Raw genomic sequence first — 17,692 nt, 5'->3', positions numbered from 1 at the left:
TCTTCCCCGAGCCGTTCTCGCCCACGAGCGCGATGATCCGGCCCAGCGGGAGCGTGAGGGTGACGTCGTCCAGCGCGGGCGCGCCGGGGAGCCGTCGGCCTATCGTGGCTCCGGTCACGTTGAGCACCGTGTTCGGCCTGCGCACTGGACGACATACCGACCGGTCGGCATCATTAGTCGGGTCCAGTCCACCCGCCCCTAGGGAGTGATGTATGAGCGCCGACCACCCGCCCGGTCTCGACCCGGATCGGCTGCGTGCCCTGCTCGACCGCGAGCGCCCCGGTCTGGTGAACGGCCCCCTGACGGGACGGCTGATCGAAGGCGGACGGTCGAACCTCACCTACGCGCTCTCCGACGGCACCTCGAAGTGGGTCGTACGGCGGCCCCCGCTCGGCCACGTCCTCGCCACCGCGCACGACATGAAGCGCGAGCACCGGGTGATCAGCGCCCTGCACCCGACCAACGTGCCGGTCCCCCGCCCGGTGCTGCTGTGCGAGGACGAGGAGGTGCTCGGCGCGCCGTTCTACGTCATGGAGTTCGTCGAGGGCACCCCGTACCGCACCGCCCAGCAGCTGGCCCCGCTCGGCGCCGAGCGCACCCGGAACGCGGTGCTGTCCCTGGTGGACACGCTGGTCGAGCTGCACGCGGTGGACCCCGCCGAGGTGGGCCTCGCCGACTTCGGCCGCCCCGAGGGCTTCCTGGACCGCCAGCTGCGCCGCTGGGGCAAGCAGCTGGACGCCTCCCGCAACCGCGACCTGCCCGGCATCGACGAGCTGCACGCGACGCTGGGCCGGCAGCTGCCCGCCTCGCCCGCACCCGCCGTCGTCCACGGGGACTACCGGCTCGACAACGTCCTGATCGGCGCCGACGACACGATCAAGGCGATCCTCGACTGGGAGATGTCCACGCTCGGCGACCCGCTGACCGACCTCGGCCTGCTGGTGATGTACAGCCGGTCGCTGAGCATGCCGGACTCCCCTGTCTCCACCACCGCCGAGGCCGCCGGGCATCCGGAGCCGCAGGAGCTGATCGAGCGGTACGCCGAACGCTCGGGGCGGGACGTCTCGGCCGTCTCCTGGTACGAGGCGTTCGCCTGGTTCAAGCTCGCCGTGATCCTGGAGGGCATCCACTACCGGTACACGCTGGGCCAGACGGTCGGGCGGGGCTTCGACCGGATCGGCGACCTCGTGCCCGTCTTCATCGACCACGGACTGACCACTCTTCAGGAAGGCTGACCGGACATGGACTTCGCGTTCGACGCGCGCACGGAGGAGCTGCGTGCCAGGCTCCTCGCCTTCATGGACGAGTACGTGTACCCCGCCGAGGCGGTCGCCGAGGAGCAGCGGGCCGCGCTCGCCTCGCCCTGGGACACCCCGGCCGTGGTCGAGGAGCTGAAGGCCGAGGCCCGCAGGCAGGGGCTGTGGAACCTGTTCCTGCCCGACGCCGAGTACGGGGCCGGGCTGACCAACCTGCAGTACGCGCCGCTCGCCGAGATCACCGGCCGCTCCCCGCACCTCGCGCCCACCGCGACCAACTGCGCCGCGCCGGACACCGGGAACATGGAGGTGCTGGCCCAGTTCGGCAACGAGCAGCAGCGCAAGCAGTGGCTGGAGCCGCTGCTCGCCGGTGAGATCCGCTCGGCGTTCGCGATGACCGAGCCGGAGGTCGCCTCCTCGGACGCGACGAACATCACCACGCACATCGAACGGGACGGCGACGAGTACGTCATCACCGGCCGCAAGTGGTACATCTCCGGGGCGATGAACCCGGACTGCAAGATCTTCATCGTGATGGGCAAGACGGACCCGGACGGCGCGGACGTCCGCCGCCAGCAGTCGATGGTCCTGGTCCCGCGCGACACACCCGGTGTCACCGTCGAGCGCGCCATGCAGGTCTTCGGCTACGCGGACCACTCGCACGGCGGCCACGCCGAGGTGATCTTCGACCACGCGCGCGTGCCGGTGTCGAACCTGATCGGCGAGGAGGGCGGCGGCTTCGCCATCGCCCAGGCCCGGCTCGGTCCCGGCCGGATCCACCACTGCATGCGGCTGATCGGCATCGCCGAGCGGGCGATCGAGCTGATGTGCCGGCGGGCGGTGTCCCGTACGGCCTTCGGCAAGGCGCTGGCCCAGCAGGGCGTGGTCCAGAACTGGATCGCGGACGCCCGGGTCACCGTCGAGCAGCTGCGGCTGCTGGTGCTGAAGACGGCCTGGCTGATGGACACCGTCGGCAACAAGGGCGCCCACACGGAGATCCAGGCCATCAAGATCGCCACCCCGCGTGCCGTGGTCGGCATCCTGGACCGGGCGATCCAGCTGCACGGTGCGGGCGGCGTGAGCCAGGACTTCCCGCTGGCCGAGCTGTACGCGAGCGCCCGCACCCTGATGCTGGCCGACGGCCCGGACGAGGTCCACCAGCGGTCGCTGGCGCGGCGGGAGCTGAAGAAGTACCTCTAATAGCCGCCCGAGTAGTGGTGATCCTCGCGGGCCAGCGCCCGGAGGAAGGCCAGGAACCGGTGCAGGAGAGGGGGTCTGCGTGTCATGCCACCAGCGTGGCCCGCAGGCCGCCCACCGGTCCAACAGATGGTTTCGCTGACCGCCATCTCTAAGATGGATGGATGGAGATGCGTCAGCTGCGCCACTTCATGGCGGTGGTGACCGAGGGAAGCTTCACGGCCGCCGCCCGCGCCGAACTCATCGTCCAGTCGGCGCTCAGTACGTCCGTCAAGAACCTGGAACGGGAGCTGGGCGCCGACCTGTTCGACCGCACGGGCCGCCGGGTGGTGCTCACGGAGGCCGGTCGCGCCCTTCTCCCCCAGGCGCGTGCGCTGCTCGCCGGCGCGCAGGCGGCCCGGGACGCGGTGGCCGCCGTGGCCGGTCTTTCCACGGGGCGGGTGTCCATCGGCACCATCCAGACGCTGACCTGCGTCGACCTGCCCGCCGAACTCGCCGCCTTCCACGAGGAGCACCCCGGCATCCAGGTGTCCGTGCGGGACGCGACCGTCGGCGAGCTGACCGAGGCGCTGCGGGCCGGCGAGCTGGACCTGGCCTTTCTCGCCCCGGACGCGCACGAGCCGCCCGAAGGGCTGCACGGGTACGCCGACTGGCACGAGGAGCTGGTGCTCATCACCGCACCGGGGCATCCGCTGGCCGAGGCGGGACGCACGCTCATCAGGGACCTCGCCGACGAGCCCTTCGTGGACTTCCGCGCCGGGACCGGCCTGGAGACGGCCGTACGGCGCCTGGCGGCCCACTGCGGACTGGAACGCCGTATCACCTGCGACGTCACCCAGATCGGGCTGCTGGTCGAGCTCGTGCGGGCCGGGATCGGGGTGGCGTTCGTGCCCCGGGCCATCGGGGAGCGGGCCGGGCTGCCGTGTGTGCGGATACGGCAGCCGGAGCCCGGCCGTACGGTCGTCCTCGCGGGACGCGGCGCACGGCCCCGCAATCCCGCGGCCGTGGCCCTCGTGCGTCACTTCACGGACGCAGCGCCCGCAGCAGCAGGTCGGCGAGCTGGTCGGCGACCTGCTGCGGGGTGAGGGGGCCGTCGGGGCGGTACCAGGTCGACAGGTGGTGGACCGAGCCGAAGTGGTAGTCCACGACCAGGTCGGCCGGGGTCGCCGTGGAGAAGACCCCCGCCTGCTGGCCCTCCTCGATCAGCGCGCGGAAGCGTTCGTGGTAGCGCCGGCGCTCGGCGCGGACCTGCTTGTTCTTCTCCGGGCTCAGGTGGTGCATGGAGCGGAAGAAGATCGACGCGTCGTCGAGGTTCTCGATCGTCGTGACGACCACGTCCGCCGCCGCGCCCCTGAGCCGCTTCTCCACCGGCGCGTCCATGTCCGCGAAGTGGTCGAGCCGCTCCATCTGGACGCGCAGCACGCGCGCGTACACCTCGTGCAGGAGGTCGTCCTTGGAGCCGAAGTAGTGGTACAGCGCCCCCTTGGTGACGCCGGCCGCCTCCACGATCTCCTGCACCGAGGTGCGGTCGTAACCCTGCTCCGCGAAGAGCCGGGTGGCGGCGGCGAGGAGCCGCTGCGGAACAGGTGCTCCCTCGGTGTCCGTCGTCCTGGGCACTGCCGCCACCTGCCTTTCCGTGTTGCCTACTGGGTGTCGTGCGCGCGGGAACGCAGTTCCCGACGGAGGATCTTGCCACTCGCCGTCTTGGGCAGGTCGGGCAGGATCTCCACCTGACGCGGATATTTGTAGGCGGCCAGTCTCTCCTTGCAGTACACCGCGAGTTCGTCCGGGTCCGCCTCCGCGCCCGGACGCAGGCTGATGTAGGCCTTGACGGTCTCGCCACGGTAGCCGTCGGCGACGCCCACCACGGCCGCCTCGCGCACCGCCGGGTGGGTGTACAGCACGTCCTCGACCTCACGGGGCCACACCTTGAACCCGGACGCGTTGATCATGTCCTTCTTGCGGTCGACGACGTACAGCCAGCCCCGCTCGTCCATGAACCCGATGTCGCCGGTGCGCAGCTCCCCGCCGGGGAAGGTCTCGGCGGTGGCGTCCGGGCGCCGCCAGTAGCCCGGGATCACCTGGGGCCCGCGTACGACGATCTCGCCCTGCTCCCCGAAGGGCACCTCCGCGCCCTGCTCGTCCACGATCCTGACGAGCGTGTCGGCGCCGGGCACGCCCACCGACAGCGTCCCGGAGACGGGGTCCACGGGGGCCTCCAGGGCGGGCGGGACGGCGGCGCACGGGCCGGAGCACTCGGTGAGGCCGTAGCCGACGCGGATGTACGGCCCGAACAGCCCGCGGAACTTCTCCACCAGGGCGGGCGGCACGGGCGCGCCGCCGGAGGACAGGTTCACGAAGGAGGCGAAGTGTTCCCGGGTGGCGTCCGGGTGGGCGGCGAGCGCCATGTAGGCGGTGGACGGGCCGACCGTGTAGTGCGGGCGGTGCTCGGCGAAGGACTCCAGGACGAGTCCCGTTTCGAAGCGGTACGTGAGCACCAGGGTGCCCGCGCTGTTCAGGCAGGCGCCGAACTGGCAGACCATGCCGGTGATGTGGAACAGCGGCGCGAGCGCGTAGTAGACGGGCGCGTCGGGCAGTGCGAGCCCCGTCCGCTGCCGCTCGGCGTTGTACATGATGTTGCCGTGCGTGTTGGTGGCGCCCTTGGGGGTGCCGCTGGTGCCGGAGGTGTAGCTGATCAGCGCGATGTCGTCCGGTCGCGGGGCGCGGCCGCCGGGGGCCGTGCCGCCCTGCCGGGCGACGGCCACGAGGTCGTCGGCGTCCGGCGCCTGCGGCAGCCGCTCGAAGCCGAGCACGCGCGCGTCGTCGCGGGTCTGGAAGTCCCGCTCGCACGCGGTGAGGACGACCCGCACCGGCGAGTCGGCGGCCGTGGCGCGCAGATACGACTCCCAGGCCCGGTCGGAGCAGACCAGCGCGGCCACCTCGCCGTCCCGCAGGACGTGCCCGACCTCGGCCGACTTGTACATGGGGTTGACCGGGACGACGGTCGCGCCGGCCTTCCAGGCGCCGAGGACGGCGAGCGCGAAGTGCGGGGAGTTCTGCAGCAGCACGGCCACCCGCTCGCCGCGCTCCAGCCCGCGCGCGGCGAGGTGGGCGGCGACGGAGTCGCTCAGCTCGTCCACCTCGCGATAGCTCAGCCGGGCGTCGAAATAGGCGAGGAAGGTGCGCTCGGGGGCCTCGGCGACGGCGGCCCGCAGGGCGTGCACGAGGGAGTCGGCGGGGTCGACCGGACCGCGCTGGACGTCGTCGAGGAGGGCCAGCCAGGGGCGGTCGGCGTACCGGAGTGTGCTCACCGGGCGTCCTCCCACTTGCGCTGGATGTGGTTCATGCCGGCCAGCCAGCGGTCGGGGGAGGCGGCACGGGCCGCGTAGTACTCGGCGACCTCGGGGTGCGGCAGGACGAGGAAGCGGTCCTCCTCGATCCCCCGGAACAGGGCGTCGGCGACGGCCTCGGGCTCGATCGCGGTCGGATGCAGCACCAGGTCGCCGGCGCTGCCGGTCGCGGCCAGCATGTCCGTGCGGACGCCCTGCGGACAGATCGCGTGGACCTTCAGGCCCCGGTGGCGGTACGTCAGCGACAGCCACTCGGCGAAGGCCAGGGCGCCGTGCTTGGTGACGCTGTAGGAGGGCGCTCCGATCATGGTGAGGAGGCCGGCGGCGGACACGGTGGACACGAACCGCCCGGCGCCCCGCTCCAGCCAGTGCGGCAGCAGCTCGTGGGCCGCGCGGACGTGCGCCATGACGTTGACGTCCCAGGACACCGCCCAGGACGTCTCGTCGAGCGGGCCGCCCTCGCCCGAGTCCTCGAAGGCGACACCGGCGTTGGCGCAGTAGACGTCGACGGTGCCGCCGAGCGCGTCGCGGGCGTCGCCGACGATCGCGGAGGCGTCGCCCGGCACGGCGATCCCGCCGATCTCAGCGGCCACCGCCTTGGCCTTCTCGGCGTCCAGGTCGTTCACGACGACCCGGGCCCCCTCCGCGGCGAACCGCCGGGCCAGCGCGGCCCCGATCCCGCCGCCGGCCCCGGTGACGACCACTCCCGCATCCTGCACGGCTTCCACCATCGGTCTCCTTCGACACGAATCGCGCGGCGCGCATCGGCTCTGACCGGCCCAGACTAACCGGTCGGTATGTGTGAAGGAAGGGCCGTCGCACCAACCTCCAGCCATGGACCTGTCCCGACGGAACCTCCTCGCCTCGGCCTCGATGGCCGCCTTCCCGGCCGCCCCCGCACACCGCGAAGGGCTGCGCACCGGCTTCGAGAGACTCGCGGCCGACGGCTACTCCCTGTTGCAGGGACAACGCGTCGGCATCATCACCAACCCCACAGGCATCACCAAAGACGCCCGCCACATCGTCGACGTCATGCACGAGGACCCCCGGGTGAAGCTGACCGCGGTCTTCGGCCCCGAACACGGCTTCCGGGGCACCGCGCAGGCCGGCGGCTCCGAGGGCCGCTACGACGACCCGGCGACGGGCCTGCCGGTCTACGACACGTACCTCAAGAGCGGCAAGCCGCTCGCCGACGTCTTCACCGCCTCCGGTGTCGACACGGTCGTCTTCGACATCCAGGACGTGGGCGCCCGCTTCTACACGTACATCTGGACGCTCTACGACTGCATGGAGGCCGCGCGGCTCGCGGGCAGGCGCTTCGTCGTGCTGGACCGCCCGAACCCGGTCACCGGGCGGGACGCCCAGGGCCCGGTGCTGCACGAGGAGTTCGCCACGTTCGTCGGCCGGCGGCCGATCGCGCAGGCGCACGGCATGACCGTCGCGGAGCTGGCGGCGCTGTTCGACGGGGAGTTCTTCGACAGGTCGGTCGCGCCGGCCACCGTGCTGATGACCGGGTGGAAGCGGTCGGACTGGTACGACGGCTCCGGGCTGCCCTGGGTGCCGCCGAGCCCGAACATGCCGACCCCGGACACGGCGCTGGTGTACTCCGGCACCTGCATGTTCGAGGGCACCAACGTCTCCGAGGGGCGTGGCACGACCCGGCCCTTCGAACTGCTCGGCGCGGACGGGATCGACGGGCGGTGGGCCGCCGCCGCGAACGCGCTCGGACTGCCGGGCGTGCGGTTCCGGGAGGCGTACTTCGCGCCCACGTTCTCCAAGTTCCAGGGGAAGACGGTCGGCGGGGTGCAGATCCACGTGACCGACCGGGGCGCCTTCGACCCCGTACGCACCGGGATCGGGCTGCTGGTGACCGCGAAGCGGGTGTGGGAGGGGTTCGCCTGGCGGCCGGACAACTGGATCGACAAGCTCACCGGCTCCGACCGGGTCCGCACGATGATCGACGCGGGCGCGGCCACGGACGAGGTGACCGGAGCCTGGCAGGAGGAGCTGGCCGCGTTCCGGCGCACCCGAAAGGGCTATCTCCTGTACCGGTGAGGCGCGGTCTATGGCCAACTCCGTCCCGCCGCAGGACGATGCGCCCGTAACGCATCGTTTCAGGCGGGACGAGGGAGCCTGGCATGGCGGATCCTGGGATGAGCGTGACTCCCTACTGGGAGCTGACCTTCGACGCGGACGGGGACGTGGACGGCCCCGAACGCGACCGGCTGGTGGCGCAGGTCACGGAGCACGGCGTCCGTGACCTGATCGTCTTCGCCCACGGCTGGAACAACGACCGCTCCGGCGCGACCGCGCTCTACCGCCGGTTCTTCGCACCGGTCCCCGGGCTGGCGCCGCGGGCCCGCCTCGGGTACGTGGGCGTGATCTGGCCGTCGATGCGGTTCAGCGACGAGCCGATCCCCGACTTCCCGAAGTCCGTGGCGGCCGTGGAGGCGGAGGCGGTACCGCGCCCGGCGCTGGACAAGGACACCCGGCGCGCCCTGCTGGAGACCTTCCCCGGCCGCGCGCCCGTGATCGACCAGCTGGCCCGGATGCTGGACGAACGGCCCGCCGGTGACCAGGGGCTGACGGAGTTCGGGCGGCTGGTGCGGCTGCTGGCGGGCGGGGAGCGGGCCGGTGTGGGCGACACCGGGGAGGAGGGCGAGCCGTCCGTCCTCACCGGGGACCCGGCGGGCGCGTGCGACGAGTTCGCCGCGGCGCTCGCCGCGGTGGAGTCGCCGGGCGCACCGGCCGCCGGGTTCGGCATCCCGAACCCCTGGGACGGCGCCAAGGAGCTGCTGCGCCAGGCGACGTACTACACGATGAAGCGGCGTGCCGGGACGGTCGGCGAGCACGGACTCGGGCCGGTGCTCGGGCAGTTGGCGCAGGCGGCGCCCGGGGTGCGGGTGCACCTGGCCGGGCACAGCTTCGGCGGGCGGCTGGTGGCGTTCGCGCTGCTCGGGCTGGCGGACGGGGTGCGTACGGTGAAGTCGGTGACGCTCCTGCAGGGCGCGTTCTCCCACTACGCGTTCGCGGACCGGCTGCCGCAGGACGCGCACCGGGCCGGTGCGCTCAAGGACCGCCAGCGGCGGATCGACGGTCCGCTGGTGTGCTGCCATTCGCACTTCGACTCGGCGCTCGGCACGTTCTACCCGCTGGCCTCCCGGCTGTCCGGGGACGACCGGTCGTGTGCGGGCGGCGAGATCGCGGCGGTGCTGGGTCCGCGGTGGGGCGCCATGGGCCACGACGGGGTGCAGGCGGTGCCGGGCACCGCCCGCATGGACCTCGCTGCGGCCCTGGGCGGGGCGCTGCCCGCGTCCGGGTGCGTGAACGTCGACGCGGCGGCCGTCGTCCGGCGGGGCGGCCCGCCGGCCGGGGCGCACAGCGACATCCTGCACCCCGAGCTGGCGCGGGTGGTCCTGGCGGCGGGCCGGATCGCCTGACCCGCCGCCGGGGTCACCTCAGCGGTGTGACGTGTACTCCACGACCTGCTGGTAGGTCGGCCGGTTCTGCCAGCCGATCCTGCCGTGCTTGATGCCGCCCAGGGTGCGCTGGACGATCGAGTCGGCGCACCACTGGTCGCCGGCCGAGCACTGGTCGTCGCCCGGGTAGACCTGGGCGGCGGTCGCGCCGGCCGCCTGCTTCAGGGTGCTGATCATGAGGTCCCGGCAGGCGCCGAGGCTGCCGCCGCCGCAGTACTCGTGCGTCAGGCCGCCCCGCACGGACTCGCCCAGCACCGCCCGGATGTCCTTGTCGACATAGCTCCACCAGCCGTACTGGAAGGAGCTTCCGGCGTGCGAGCCGGTCGGGCCGTGCCCGGCGGACGGCGCCTCGTCCACGGGGATGGCGTTGGTGATCGCGGTGTACAGGTCGCTGCCGAGGCCCGGTTCGAACTCCGCCTTGACCAGCAGCGGCCACCAGGCGTCCAGGATGCGGATCGCGTCGGCGTTCGCGTAGGTCTTCGAACCGGCGGAGGTCTCGGTGCGCTTGGCGCCCGCCGTCACCCAGGCCTGCAGCTTGCTCACCGCGTCGGCGGCCGTGGGGTCGGTCACCGCCGAGGAGCCGATCACCTTGAGCAGCTTCGGCAGCACGTCCTCGGCGCGCAGGTCGGCGAGGGCCGCGTCCGCCATGGCCTGGACGAGCTTCGTACGGGTCACCCCGCCGGCGGCGACCAGCTTCTTCACCCGGTCGTCGAGCAGGTTGCCGCGGTGCACGGAGCCGTCGCCCCAGGAGGCGGTCGTGTAGTCCTCGGCCTGCTTGTTGTTCCAGGAGATGTAGTAGTCCTGGTCGACGGAGTTGGGGTGGGCGGAGGCCGGGGTGTAGTCGGCGGTGTTGCCCGCCGGGTCCCAGTCGCGCCACTCGTAGGCGGGCTGTGCCCAGACCGGGAACTCGGCGTCGACGCCGGACGCGCGGACCGGGTTGTCACCGCTGTTGTAGTACGCGGTGTGCCGGGAGCCGGCGTAGAACCAGTTGAAGGTGTAGTTGATGTGCTGCGCCGCGCTCTGGAAGTCCTGCGGCCCCTTGACGTAGCCGGGGTCGTTCAGCATCTGGAAGCCGATGATCGAGTCTGCCTCGTGCAGGTACGACGAGCGCAGGCTGGTGTAGGCGACCTTCTTGCCGCCGACGGTCGCCCGGTACTCCACCGGCCCGTACTTCGTGCGCCACACCCGCATCGTGTACGACCCGGCGGCCGTGCCGTCCGCCGTCGTCGGCGACCAGGAGTTCTTCTGCTCGAGCTTGTCCATGGCCGTGCAGGTGCCGTGGTACAGGTAGTGGTAGTCGTCCTGGCACAGCTCGACGGCATAGGTGTCGATGATGTCCTGGCCGGAGGTGGTCGCGCTCCAGGAGTAGTCCTGGCCGCGGCCGAGTTCGACGTACATGCTCAGCCCCGCGAAGGAGGCGCCGCGGGCGCTGATGCCCGGGCCCTGGATCTCCTGGAGCATGAGCAGCTGCGGGGCGAAGTAGCCGGTCTGCGGTCCGAAGACGGCGATCGGGTGGCCGCTCGCGGTGTGCTGTCCGCTCACCACGAGGGCGTTGGACATGCCGCGCCTGGCCGAGCCGAGCGCGCTCCTGGCGGCGCCGCCGGAGGCGTTCTTCGCCGCCGAGGTGCCGGCGCTGCCGGTGCGGTCGTAGACGAGCGGTTCCTCGGTCACCGAACCGGCGTCGGGCAGGGCCTGGCCCTGGGCGTCGGCGGGCTTGGTGGCGTACGGGAAGCTCTGGCCGTCGTGGACGGTGAGGGCGGCCTCGGGGTCGTTGCGCTCACGGAAGGACTCCCAGACCCTGGTGCCCTCCTCGACGCCGTACTTGGCCTGCGCGGCGATCAGGGAGAGGGCGTTGTTGACCTCGCCGCCCCCGCCGGAGCCGAACAGGGAGCCGATGACGGAGGCCAGCGCCACGAGGTCGGTGACCTTGAAGTGCTGGATGGTGCCGGCGTTGGTGATCGGGTCCTTGTGACCGGTCAGGTCGTACTCGCCGGGGAAGTAACGGCCGCTGTCGGAGGCGTCGATGTAGGCGTTGACGCCGGCGAGGTAGGCGTTGACGTCGGCGAGGGCCTGCTGGCCGCGTGCGCCGTTCCTGGCGACGGCGTTGTCGATCTGCGCCTGGAGGTCGGCCTCGGTGTACGGCGCGCTGCGGTAGAACTGCTGCTCCAGGCCCTGGTTGGCGGCGGCGCCGCCGGCGAAGGAGGTCAGCTGGCCGCGGCCGACGTGCCGGAAGACGTCCATCAGCCAGAGCCGGTCCTCGGCCGCCGCGTATCCGGCGCCGTACTCGGTGCCGTACCGGGTGGTGCCCGTGATGTGCGGCACACCGCTCTTCTTGTCCCGGACGATCGTCACGTCGCTGCGCCCGCCTGGTTTCTCGGTGGAGGCGACCTGGTCGGACGGGACGCCGAAGGAGGCGTCGCCGAAGAAGGAGTTGACCGTCGCGTCGGTCAGGCCCGGGTAGCCCTTGGCCAGGTTGGCGTAGGGGCCGAGCTGGTCCTCGGCGTGCGAGGGCTGGGTGCCGAAGGCCTGGTTGAGCAGGATCTGGGCGAGGGTCGCGTTGCCGTTCTCGCCGGGCGGCAGGATGTCCGAGCACTGGCCGCCGCAGTAGTCGTTCGAGGCGGTGGCCTGGGCGGCGGAGGCGGTCTGGGTCAGTGGGGAGAGAAGTCCGGCGACGAGGACGCATATCGACGCCGTCTTCAGGAACCCGGGAAAGCGGCGGGACGTTCTCAGTCTGTCAAGGGCGGTACGTGGGGTTCGCCGTGGCATGGCAGCTCCTAGCGACAGGGGTGGGCGCACGTTACCGCCGGTATCCCCGAGTTTGAAGATGAACATGCGTCACTTTTTGGAGTCCGCAGGAAGAGCCTCGAGAAGAGATGGAGCCGAATCGCCTGTCGATACGTCTATTCGGCGACGTCCGTGCAAGACGCCGAAGTGACCGAAGTACAGGTGCAGGTGTGACGGAGGTGCAGGACGATGGCCGGTTTCCGGAGTCTGGCGAGACAGGTTCGCGACCCGGACTGTGATCTGGCGCTGCGGCGGTACTCACTGCGCAAGTGCCTCGAAAAATTCGCCCCTTACGGGCATCGGGCGACCTGGGACCATCTGTGCTCCCGGGCGGGCTTCGGCCCGGAGGACCGCTCCCCCGACCCGGCGCGGCTCGTGGCCGCGCTGGAGGAGCTGGAGGAGGCCCGTTCCGTCTGGCTGGCCTACGAGACCGATTTCACCGAGCGGCGCAGGAAGGAGAAGCACGACGGGCTGCGCCGCCCGGGCAGCGTGGACGACTGGCACCGGCTCACCTGGGGCGGGTTCGGGGTCGCGTGGTGCGACGACCCGCGGATCCACCCCGTCGAGCCGCTGGCCGACGTGCTGCGCCGGCTGATCGCCGCGCTGGAGCGCGAGCCGGGCTCGTGCTGCCCGGTGTGCGGCGGGGAACGGCTGCTGTGGAAGTACGGACTGGACCACGCGCCGTCGTCCGGCCCGGTCTGCACGGACTGCGGGATCCTCGTGCCCCGCCCCGTGCTCTCCCCGCGGGCGCTGCAGTACGCCCGGCGGGGGATGCTGTTGATGTCGGCCTGACCGCCGCCGCGGTGCAACGGGGGGTTCCACCGGGGCGTTTCACCGGGGGTGCGCAGGGGATGCCGTGCCCCCATTCCTGGGTGCCGCCTGGCACCATCGGGTCATGGTGCAGGTGCAGGTGTGTCTCAACGGACGCCGTTCGGCCGCCGAGAGTGCGGCGGTGCCGCTGTCCCCGCAGGAGATGGCACGTTCGGCGGTGAAGGCCGTGACGGCCGGAGCGACATCGGTGCATGTCCACCCCAGGACTCCGTGCGGGCATGACAGCCTCTCTGCGCGTGTGCTCGCGCCGACGCTGGAGGAGATACGGGCGCGGGTGCCGGTGCCGGTCGGGGTGACGACGGGCGCCTGGGCGGAGCCCGATCCGGCGGCCCGCCTCGCCCGGGTGCGCGGCTGGTCGGTGCTGCCCGACTTCGCCTCGGTCAACTGGCATGAGCAGGGCGCCGAGGAGGTCGCCGCCGCGCTGCTCGACCGTGGCGTGGGGGTGGAGGCGGGCATCTGGTCCGGGACCGGGGGCGCGGCCCGGTTCGCGGCCTCGCCGCTGGCGCCGAGGGTGCTGCGGGTGCTGGCGGAGGTGACCGACCCGGACCCGGCGACCGCCGAGGCCTCGGCGCGGGCCCTGCTGGCCGAGTTGGGCGCCGCCCACGGCCGGCCGGTGCTGTTGCACGGCGAGGAGGGCGGCACCTGGCCGGTGCTGCGGCTGGCCGGCCGGCTGGGCCTCGCCACCCGGATCGGCCTGGAGGACACGCTGCTCCTGCCGGACGGCGGGCGGGCCGTGTCCAACGCTCAGTTGGTGGCGGAGGCGCTGGCCCAGTACGGGTCGTCCCAGCGCTCGTCGTAGGGCAGCCCCACCAGCTCGGAGCGTTTCGCGAGGTCCGTCTCGCCCCGGGCCCGCAGGCGGCCGGCCGCGTGCCGGGCGAGCCAGCACTGGAGTTCGGCGATTCCGGCGGCCTCGTCGTGCCGGTTCCACCAGCGGAACGGCCACTGGTCCCCGACCAGGTCGTACAGCCAGGTGTCCGCGCAGTCGACCAGATGGGCGTCGGCGACGGGACCCGGCTCCCACCGGTCGAGCAGCGGAGTCATCGTGCGCAGGATCGCGCCGCAGACCTCGAAGACGTCCTCGACCGGGTACGCCGGCTCGGGAGCCGCGAGCACCTCCTGCCACCAGGCGAGGACGAACGCCTCCAGGGCCGCGGCCTGTTCGGCGGACCAGGAGCGCCGGTCCGCCAGGCTCAGGGCCTGCGTCTCCCAGCCGAGGCCGTCCAGGGTGCCGTCGGCCATCGCCCGTGCCGCGTCCGGCAGCAGGCGCCGCATGGCGGCGGCCTGGTCGTCGAAGTGGTCGGACACCTCGCAGAGGTACATCTTCACCACCTCCAGGGGCACGCGGACGGACGGCGTGCGCAGATACGCGGTCTCCTCGGGGAGGTGGCAGCGGTCGCAGCCGGTCTCGTTCGGGCTCGCGCACCCGTCGAAGAGTGTGTCGACGGCCGCGAGTGCGGCGGTGAGGGCGGGGGTGTGCATGGGAGACGGTCCCGTCCGGTACTCCGTGCACGGCGTCGCCGCCGGCCGAAGAGGGCGACGCTACCAGCCTCAAATCCCCTCGCTCCAGCCGGTTTCCGTCCGGACAGTGGAGGCGATGAAACCGGACCCAGGAACACGGGGAGTCCCATGTCCACGCTGCGGGTGACCGCCGAAGTGCTGACCGTCCACGAGCATCCGAACGCCGACGCGCTCGAACTGGCCCAGGTGGGCCTGTACCGCGCCGTCGTCGCCAAGGGCGCGTACCGCACCGGTGAGGCCGCCGTCTACATCCCCGAGCAGGCCGTGCTCCCGGCCGCGCTGGTCGAGGAGCTGGGCCTGACCGGGCGGCTCGCGGGCGGCGAGGCCAACCGGGTCAAGGCGGTACGGCTGCGCGGGGAGCTGTCGCAGGGCATCGTGTGCCGGCCGCGGGAGCTGGCCGGCGTCGACCTGGCCCGGGCGGCGGCCGAGCGCGCGGACTTCGCCGAGCGGCTGGGCATCACCAAGTGGGTGCCGCCGGTCCCGCCGACGATGAACGGCGAGGTGGAGTCCGCCCCCGGCCTGCTGTCCTGGGTCGACATCGAGAACATCCAGCGCTACCCGGACATCTTCGCTCCGGGTGAGCCGGTCGTCCTCACGGAGAAGCTGCACGGCTCGGCCTGTCTGCTGACGTACGTCGCCGGCGAGGGACGGGTCCATGTCTCTTCCAAGGGCTTCGGCGCCAAGTCCCTGGCGCTGCGGGAGGATTCACGGAACCTGTACTGGCGGGCGGTGCGCGGACACGGGGTCGCGGAGGCGGCCGCCCGGCTGGCCGAGCGGCTCGGGGCGCGCCGGGTCGGCATCTTCGGTGAGGTGTTCGGCGCCGGGGTGCAGGACCTGACGTACGGGGCCGACGGACGGCGGGAGACGCTGGGGTACGCGGCGTTCGACGTCTCGGCGGAGATCGACGGCACCGTGCGCTGGCTCGACGCGGCGGAGCTGCTGGAGGGGGAGCTGCTGGTGGTGCCCCGGCTGTACGCGGGGCCGTACGACATCGAGCGGGTGCGGGAGTTCGCGAGCGGCCGCGAGACGGTGTCCGGGCGGGGGCTGCACCTGCGGGAGGGCGTGGTGATCCGGCCCGCGGTGGAGCGGTACAGCCCGGTGACCGGGGGACGGGCGATCGCCAAGGCGGTCAGTCCGGCGTACCTGACGCGCAAGGGCGGCACGGAGTACGAGTGAGGCCGCCGTCGGCGGAGGAGGGGCCCCTACGGGCTCTCCTGCGCCGACGCGGGGTCTCAGCGCCCCTCCGCCAGAAGCCGGGACCCCGTCAGCCGTTCGCCGAACACGTCGTCGGGGTTGGACAGGACGCAGTTCTCCAGGGACAGGCACCCGCATCCGATGCAGTCGGTCAGGTGATCGCGCAGACGGTTCAGCTGCTTGATGCGTTCGTCGAGCTCCGACCGCCACTTCTCCGACAGCCGCGCCCAGTCCTCCCGCGTCGGGGTCCGTTCCTCGGGAAGTTCCGCCAGCGCGTCCCTGATCGTGGCCAGCGGGATGCCGACCCGCTGGGCCGCGCGGACGAAGGCGACCCGGCGCAGGGTGTCACGGCTGTAGCGGCGCTGGTTGCCGGAGGTACGGCGGCTGCTGATCAGGCCCTTGGACTCGTAGAAGTGCAGGGCGGAGACGGCGGCGCCGCTGCGCGCGGACAGCTGTCCGACGGTCAGCTCGTGGATCTTCTCGGGAATCTGCGGCACTCCTGAGAGCCTAGCGGCCCGCTGCCGGCCGGGGTCCGTTGACAGGCGCCCCGGAGCGGACCATGCTAAGCAGTCGCTTAGAGACGCGAGTGAGACGCGAGCGAGAGGCCGGGAACATGGCAGAACCGAGGACCTTCACCTCCCCCGACGAGCTGAAGGCGGCCGTGGGCGAGCAGCTGGGCCACACCGACTGGCTGGAGGTCGACCAGAAGCGGATCGACCTGTTCGCCGAGGCGACCGGGGACCACCAGTGGATCCACGTGGACCCGGAGAAGGCCGCCACGGGGCCGTTCGGGACGACGATCGCGCACGGCTACCTCACCCTGTCGCTGCTCCCGCTGTTCGGCCCGCAGCTGATCCGCGTCGAGGGCGTGAAGATGGGCGTCAACTACGGCACGAACAAGGTCCGCTTCCCCGCCCCGGTCCCCGTGGGCTCCCGGCTGCGCGCCACCGCGACGATCACCGGTGTCGAGGACGTCGCCGGCGGCGTCCAGGTGGCGGTCGCCTTCACCGTGGAGCGCGAGGGCGGCGACAAGCCGGTGTGCGTCGCGGAGTCGGTGTCCCGGTACTACCTGTAGCCCCCGCGGCGGGGGCTACTTCGCCCCGACCATCCGCAGCACGAGGTCGGCGTAGAGCGCGCCGACCTCCTCGGGGGTGCGCGGGCCGTCCACGGTGAACCAGCGGGCCACGTCGATGCACAGCGACAGGATGGCGAGCGTCGTGCCCTGGACGTCGAGCACGTCGAACTCGCCCGCCGCCACGCCGTCCTCGACGATCCCGCGCACCTCCGCGTCGACCTGACGGCGCAGCGCGACGATCTCGGCGCGGGCCTCGGGGCCGAGCGCGTCGAGCTCGTACTGCACGACCCGCGCGGTGGTGCGCCGCCCCGCGTGCCAGCGGACGAAGGAGCCGACCGCGTCGGCCAGCCGCTCGGCCGCGGTCCCCTCGCGCCCCGCCGCCGTGCGCAGGATGTCCAGGGCCTTGTCGTGACCGATGCGGCTGATCCGGTGGAGCAGCTCTTCCTTGGTCTTGTAGTGGATGTAGAGCGCGGCCGGGCTCATGCCGGCGCGGCCCGCGATGTCACGGGTCGTCGTCGCGTGGTAGCCGCGCTCGGCGAAGGCCTCCACGGCCGCGACGAGCAGCCGCCGCGCCGCGTCAGGGGTGACCTCTTCCCACGGCTCCACTTCGCCGCCGGTCGTCTCCTCCGCCGTACTCATCGCTCGCTCGCCCCTCTCGGTGACAGAAGCACCACCATACCGCCGACGATGAGCGGGCGCTTAGTGCGGCCGCTCAGAGCTTTTCGAAGGGATCGTGTTCGGCCAGCAGCTTCTCCAGCCGGGCCTGGTCCACGCGGCTGACGATCTGCCCGGCCTCCTGCCGGTCCCGGATCACCTTGGCGAGGGTGAAGGCGGAGGTGACGAGGTAGAGGACGGCGATGGCCAGGAAGGCCCGCACCCAGGCGTCGGTGTCCAGCTGGTAGATGCCGATGGCGGTGGCCGCCATGGCGACCGCGAAGGAGGCCACGGCCTGGCCGTAGAAGGCGACCGTGCTCTGCTGCTTGACCGGTGTGTCACTCATGGGACAAG

17 protein-coding genes are annotated in these 17,692 nt (G+C 72.1%); 9 read left to right on the top strand and 8 right to left on the bottom strand.

Annotated elements, in window-relative coordinates; all coding sequences use genetic code 11:
* The first annotated feature begins 212 nt into the window (after nucleotides 1-212).
* The 3 genes from AB0N17_RS11555 (at nucleotide 213) to AB0N17_RS11545 (ending at nucleotide 3,538) form a co-directional block, all read left to right on the top strand.
* Nucleotides 213-1,235, top strand: coding sequence for a phosphotransferase family protein (locus AB0N17_RS11555; protein WP_366010988.1), 1,023 nt, complete (start codon nucleotides 213-215; stop codon nucleotides 1,233-1,235).
* Between the two features lie 6 nt (nucleotides 1,236-1,241).
* The gene (locus AB0N17_RS11550; RefSeq protein WP_366010987.1) at nucleotides 1,242-2,456 is read left to right on the top strand and encodes an acyl-CoA dehydrogenase; all 1,215 of its coding nucleotides are present in this window, start codon (nucleotides 1,242-1,244) and stop codon (nucleotides 2,454-2,456) included.
* A 161-nt stretch (nucleotides 2,457-2,617) separates the two neighbouring features.
* Nucleotides 2,618-3,538 carry a LysR family transcriptional regulator gene (locus tag AB0N17_RS11545; RefSeq protein ID WP_366010986.1) on the top strand — a complete coding sequence of 307 codons (921 nt, stop codon included), beginning with the start codon at nucleotides 2,618-2,620 and terminating at the stop codon, nucleotides 3,536-3,538.
* On the opposite strand, the gene AB0N17_RS11540 is transcribed toward AB0N17_RS11545, so the two are convergent.
* The 3 genes from AB0N17_RS11540 to AB0N17_RS11530 are packed head-to-tail and all read right to left on the bottom strand — an operon-like array spanning nucleotide 3,477 to nucleotide 6,534.
* Complete coding sequence (locus AB0N17_RS11540) at nucleotides 3,477-4,070, bottom strand: TetR/AcrR family transcriptional regulator (protein WP_366010985.1); 594 nt, start codon at nucleotides 4,068-4,070, stop codon at nucleotides 3,477-3,479. The genes AB0N17_RS11545 and AB0N17_RS11540 overlap by 62 nt on opposite strands.
* 26 nt (nucleotides 4,071-4,096) lie before the next feature.
* Nucleotides 4,097-5,764 carry an AMP-binding protein gene (locus tag AB0N17_RS11535; protein ID WP_366010984.1) on the bottom strand — a complete coding sequence of 556 codons (1,668 nt, stop codon included), beginning with the start codon at nucleotides 5,762-5,764 and terminating at the stop codon, nucleotides 4,097-4,099.
* Nucleotides 5,761-6,534: an SDR family oxidoreductase gene (locus AB0N17_RS11530; RefSeq protein WP_366010983.1), complete on the bottom strand. Its 774-nt coding sequence runs from the start codon at nucleotides 6,532-6,534 to the stop codon at nucleotides 5,761-5,763. The genes AB0N17_RS11535 and AB0N17_RS11530 overlap by 4 nt, the downstream gene beginning before the upstream one ends.
* A 103-nt stretch (nucleotides 6,535-6,637) precedes the next feature.
* Between AB0N17_RS11530 and AB0N17_RS11525 the strand changes: the two genes are divergently transcribed.
* Entirely contained in the window at nucleotides 6,638-7,858 is a 1,221-nt protein-coding gene (locus AB0N17_RS11525) for a DUF1343 domain-containing protein (RefSeq protein ID WP_366010982.1), read from the top strand.
* An 83-nt stretch (nucleotides 7,859-7,941) separates the two neighbouring features.
* The gene (locus tag AB0N17_RS11520; RefSeq protein ID WP_366010981.1) at nucleotides 7,942-9,243 is read left to right on the top strand and encodes a serine-threonine protein kinase; all 1,302 of its coding nucleotides are present in this window, start codon (nucleotides 7,942-7,944) and stop codon (nucleotides 9,241-9,243) included.
* Nucleotides 9,244-9,261: 18 nt separating this feature from the next.
* Here the strand turns inward: AB0N17_RS11520 and AB0N17_RS11515 are convergent, their stop codons facing one another.
* Nucleotides 9,262-12,048, bottom strand: coding sequence for a penicillin acylase family protein (locus AB0N17_RS11515; RefSeq protein ID WP_366010980.1), 2,787 nt, complete (start codon nucleotides 12,046-12,048; stop codon nucleotides 9,262-9,264).
* Between the two features lie 207 nt (nucleotides 12,049-12,255).
* Here AB0N17_RS11515 and AB0N17_RS11510 point away from each other — a divergent pair, with 207 nt between their 5' ends.
* The gene (locus AB0N17_RS11510; RefSeq protein WP_366010979.1) at nucleotides 12,256-12,858 is read left to right on the top strand and encodes a hypothetical protein; all 603 of its coding nucleotides are present in this window, start codon (nucleotides 12,256-12,258) and stop codon (nucleotides 12,856-12,858) included.
* Between the two features lie 103 nt (nucleotides 12,859-12,961).
* A complete protein-coding gene (locus AB0N17_RS11505; protein WP_366010978.1) occupies nucleotides 12,962-13,696 on the top strand; it encodes a 3-keto-5-aminohexanoate cleavage protein in 735 nt (244 codons plus the stop codon).
* Here the strand turns inward: AB0N17_RS11505 and AB0N17_RS11500 are convergent.
* Nucleotides 13,642-14,376, bottom strand: a complete 735-nt coding sequence (locus tag AB0N17_RS11500; RefSeq protein ID WP_366010977.1) for a hypothetical protein — start codon at nucleotides 14,374-14,376, stop codon at nucleotides 13,642-13,644. The genes AB0N17_RS11505 and AB0N17_RS11500 overlap by 55 nt on opposite strands.
* A 147-nt stretch (nucleotides 14,377-14,523) precedes the next feature.
* Between AB0N17_RS11500 and AB0N17_RS11495 the strand changes: the two genes are divergently transcribed.
* The gene (locus AB0N17_RS11495) at nucleotides 14,524-15,591 is read left to right on the top strand and encodes an RNA ligase (ATP) (RefSeq protein WP_366010976.1); all 1,068 of its coding nucleotides are present in this window, start codon (nucleotides 14,524-14,526) and stop codon (nucleotides 15,589-15,591) included.
* A gap of 56 nt (nucleotides 15,592-15,647) precedes the next feature.
* Here AB0N17_RS11495 and soxR read toward each other — a convergent pair whose 3' ends face one another.
* A complete protein-coding gene (gene soxR, locus AB0N17_RS11490) occupies nucleotides 15,648-16,106 on the bottom strand; it encodes a redox-sensitive transcriptional activator SoxR (protein ID WP_366010975.1) in 459 nt (152 codons plus the stop codon).
* Between the two features lie 116 nt (nucleotides 16,107-16,222).
* Here soxR and AB0N17_RS11485 point away from each other — a divergent pair, with 116 nt between their 5' ends.
* Nucleotides 16,223-16,684, top strand: coding sequence for a MaoC family dehydratase (locus AB0N17_RS11485; RefSeq protein ID WP_366010974.1), 462 nt, complete (start codon nucleotides 16,223-16,225; stop codon nucleotides 16,682-16,684).
* A 15-nt stretch (nucleotides 16,685-16,699) separates the two neighbouring features.
* Here the strand turns inward: AB0N17_RS11485 and AB0N17_RS11480 are convergent, their stop codons facing one another.
* Nucleotides 16,700-17,323, bottom strand: a complete 624-nt coding sequence (locus tag AB0N17_RS11480; protein WP_366010973.1) for a TetR/AcrR family transcriptional regulator — start codon at nucleotides 17,321-17,323, stop codon at nucleotides 16,700-16,702.
* 73 nt (nucleotides 17,324-17,396) lie between these two features.
* Complete coding sequence (locus tag AB0N17_RS11475) at nucleotides 17,397-17,684, bottom strand: YiaA/YiaB family inner membrane protein (RefSeq protein WP_366010972.1); 288 nt, start codon at nucleotides 17,682-17,684, stop codon at nucleotides 17,397-17,399.
* Between the last annotated feature and the right edge of the window lie 8 nt (nucleotides 17,685-17,692).

Source organism: Streptomyces sp. NPDC051133, assembly GCF_040682635.1.
GTDB lineage: Bacteria > Actinomycetota > Actinomycetes > Streptomycetales > Streptomycetaceae > Streptomyces.
This window is presented reverse-complemented; position numbering and strand designations above follow the sequence as displayed.

Coding starts and splice junctions, on each gene's coding strand:
- AB0N17_RS11555 (WP_366010988.1), top strand. CDS start 213: ATGAGCGCCGACCACCCGCCCGGTCTCGACCCGGATCGGCTGCGTGCC.
- AB0N17_RS11550 (WP_366010987.1), top strand. CDS start 1,242: ATGGACTTCGCGTTCGACGCGCGCACGGAGGAGCTGCGTGCCAGGCTC.
- AB0N17_RS11545 (WP_366010986.1), top strand. CDS start 2,618: ATGGAGATGCGTCAGCTGCGCCACTTCATGGCGGTGGTGACCGAGGGA.
- AB0N17_RS11530 (WP_366010983.1), bottom strand. CDS start 6,534: ATGGTGGAAGCCGTGCAGGATGCGGGAGTGGTCGTCACCGGGGCCGGC.
- AB0N17_RS11525 (WP_366010982.1), top strand. CDS start 6,638: ATGGACCTGTCCCGACGGAACCTCCTCGCCTCGGCCTCGATGGCCGCC.
- AB0N17_RS11520 (WP_366010981.1), top strand. CDS start 7,942: ATGGCGGATCCTGGGATGAGCGTGACTCCCTACTGGGAGCTGACCTTC.
- AB0N17_RS11515 (WP_366010980.1), bottom strand. CDS start 12,048: ATGCCACGGCGAACCCCACGTACCGCCCTTGACAGACTGAGAACGTCC.
- AB0N17_RS11510 (WP_366010979.1), top strand. CDS start 12,256: ATGGCCGGTTTCCGGAGTCTGGCGAGACAGGTTCGCGACCCGGACTGT.
- AB0N17_RS11505 (WP_366010978.1), top strand. CDS start 12,962: ATGGTGCAGGTGCAGGTGTGTCTCAACGGACGCCGTTCGGCCGCCGAG.
- AB0N17_RS11500 (WP_366010977.1), bottom strand. CDS start 14,376: ATGCACACCCCCGCCCTCACCGCCGCACTCGCGGCCGTCGACACACTC.
- AB0N17_RS11495 (WP_366010976.1), top strand. CDS start 14,524: ATGTCCACGCTGCGGGTGACCGCCGAAGTGCTGACCGTCCACGAGCAT.
- AB0N17_RS11485 (WP_366010974.1), top strand. CDS start 16,223: ATGGCAGAACCGAGGACCTTCACCTCCCCCGACGAGCTGAAGGCGGCC.
- AB0N17_RS11480 (WP_366010973.1), bottom strand. CDS start 17,323: ATGAGTACGGCGGAGGAGACGACCGGCGGCGAAGTGGAGCCGTGGGAA.
- AB0N17_RS11475 (WP_366010972.1), bottom strand. CDS start 17,684: ATGAGTGACACACCGGTCAAGCAGCAGAGCACGGTCGCCTTCTACGGC.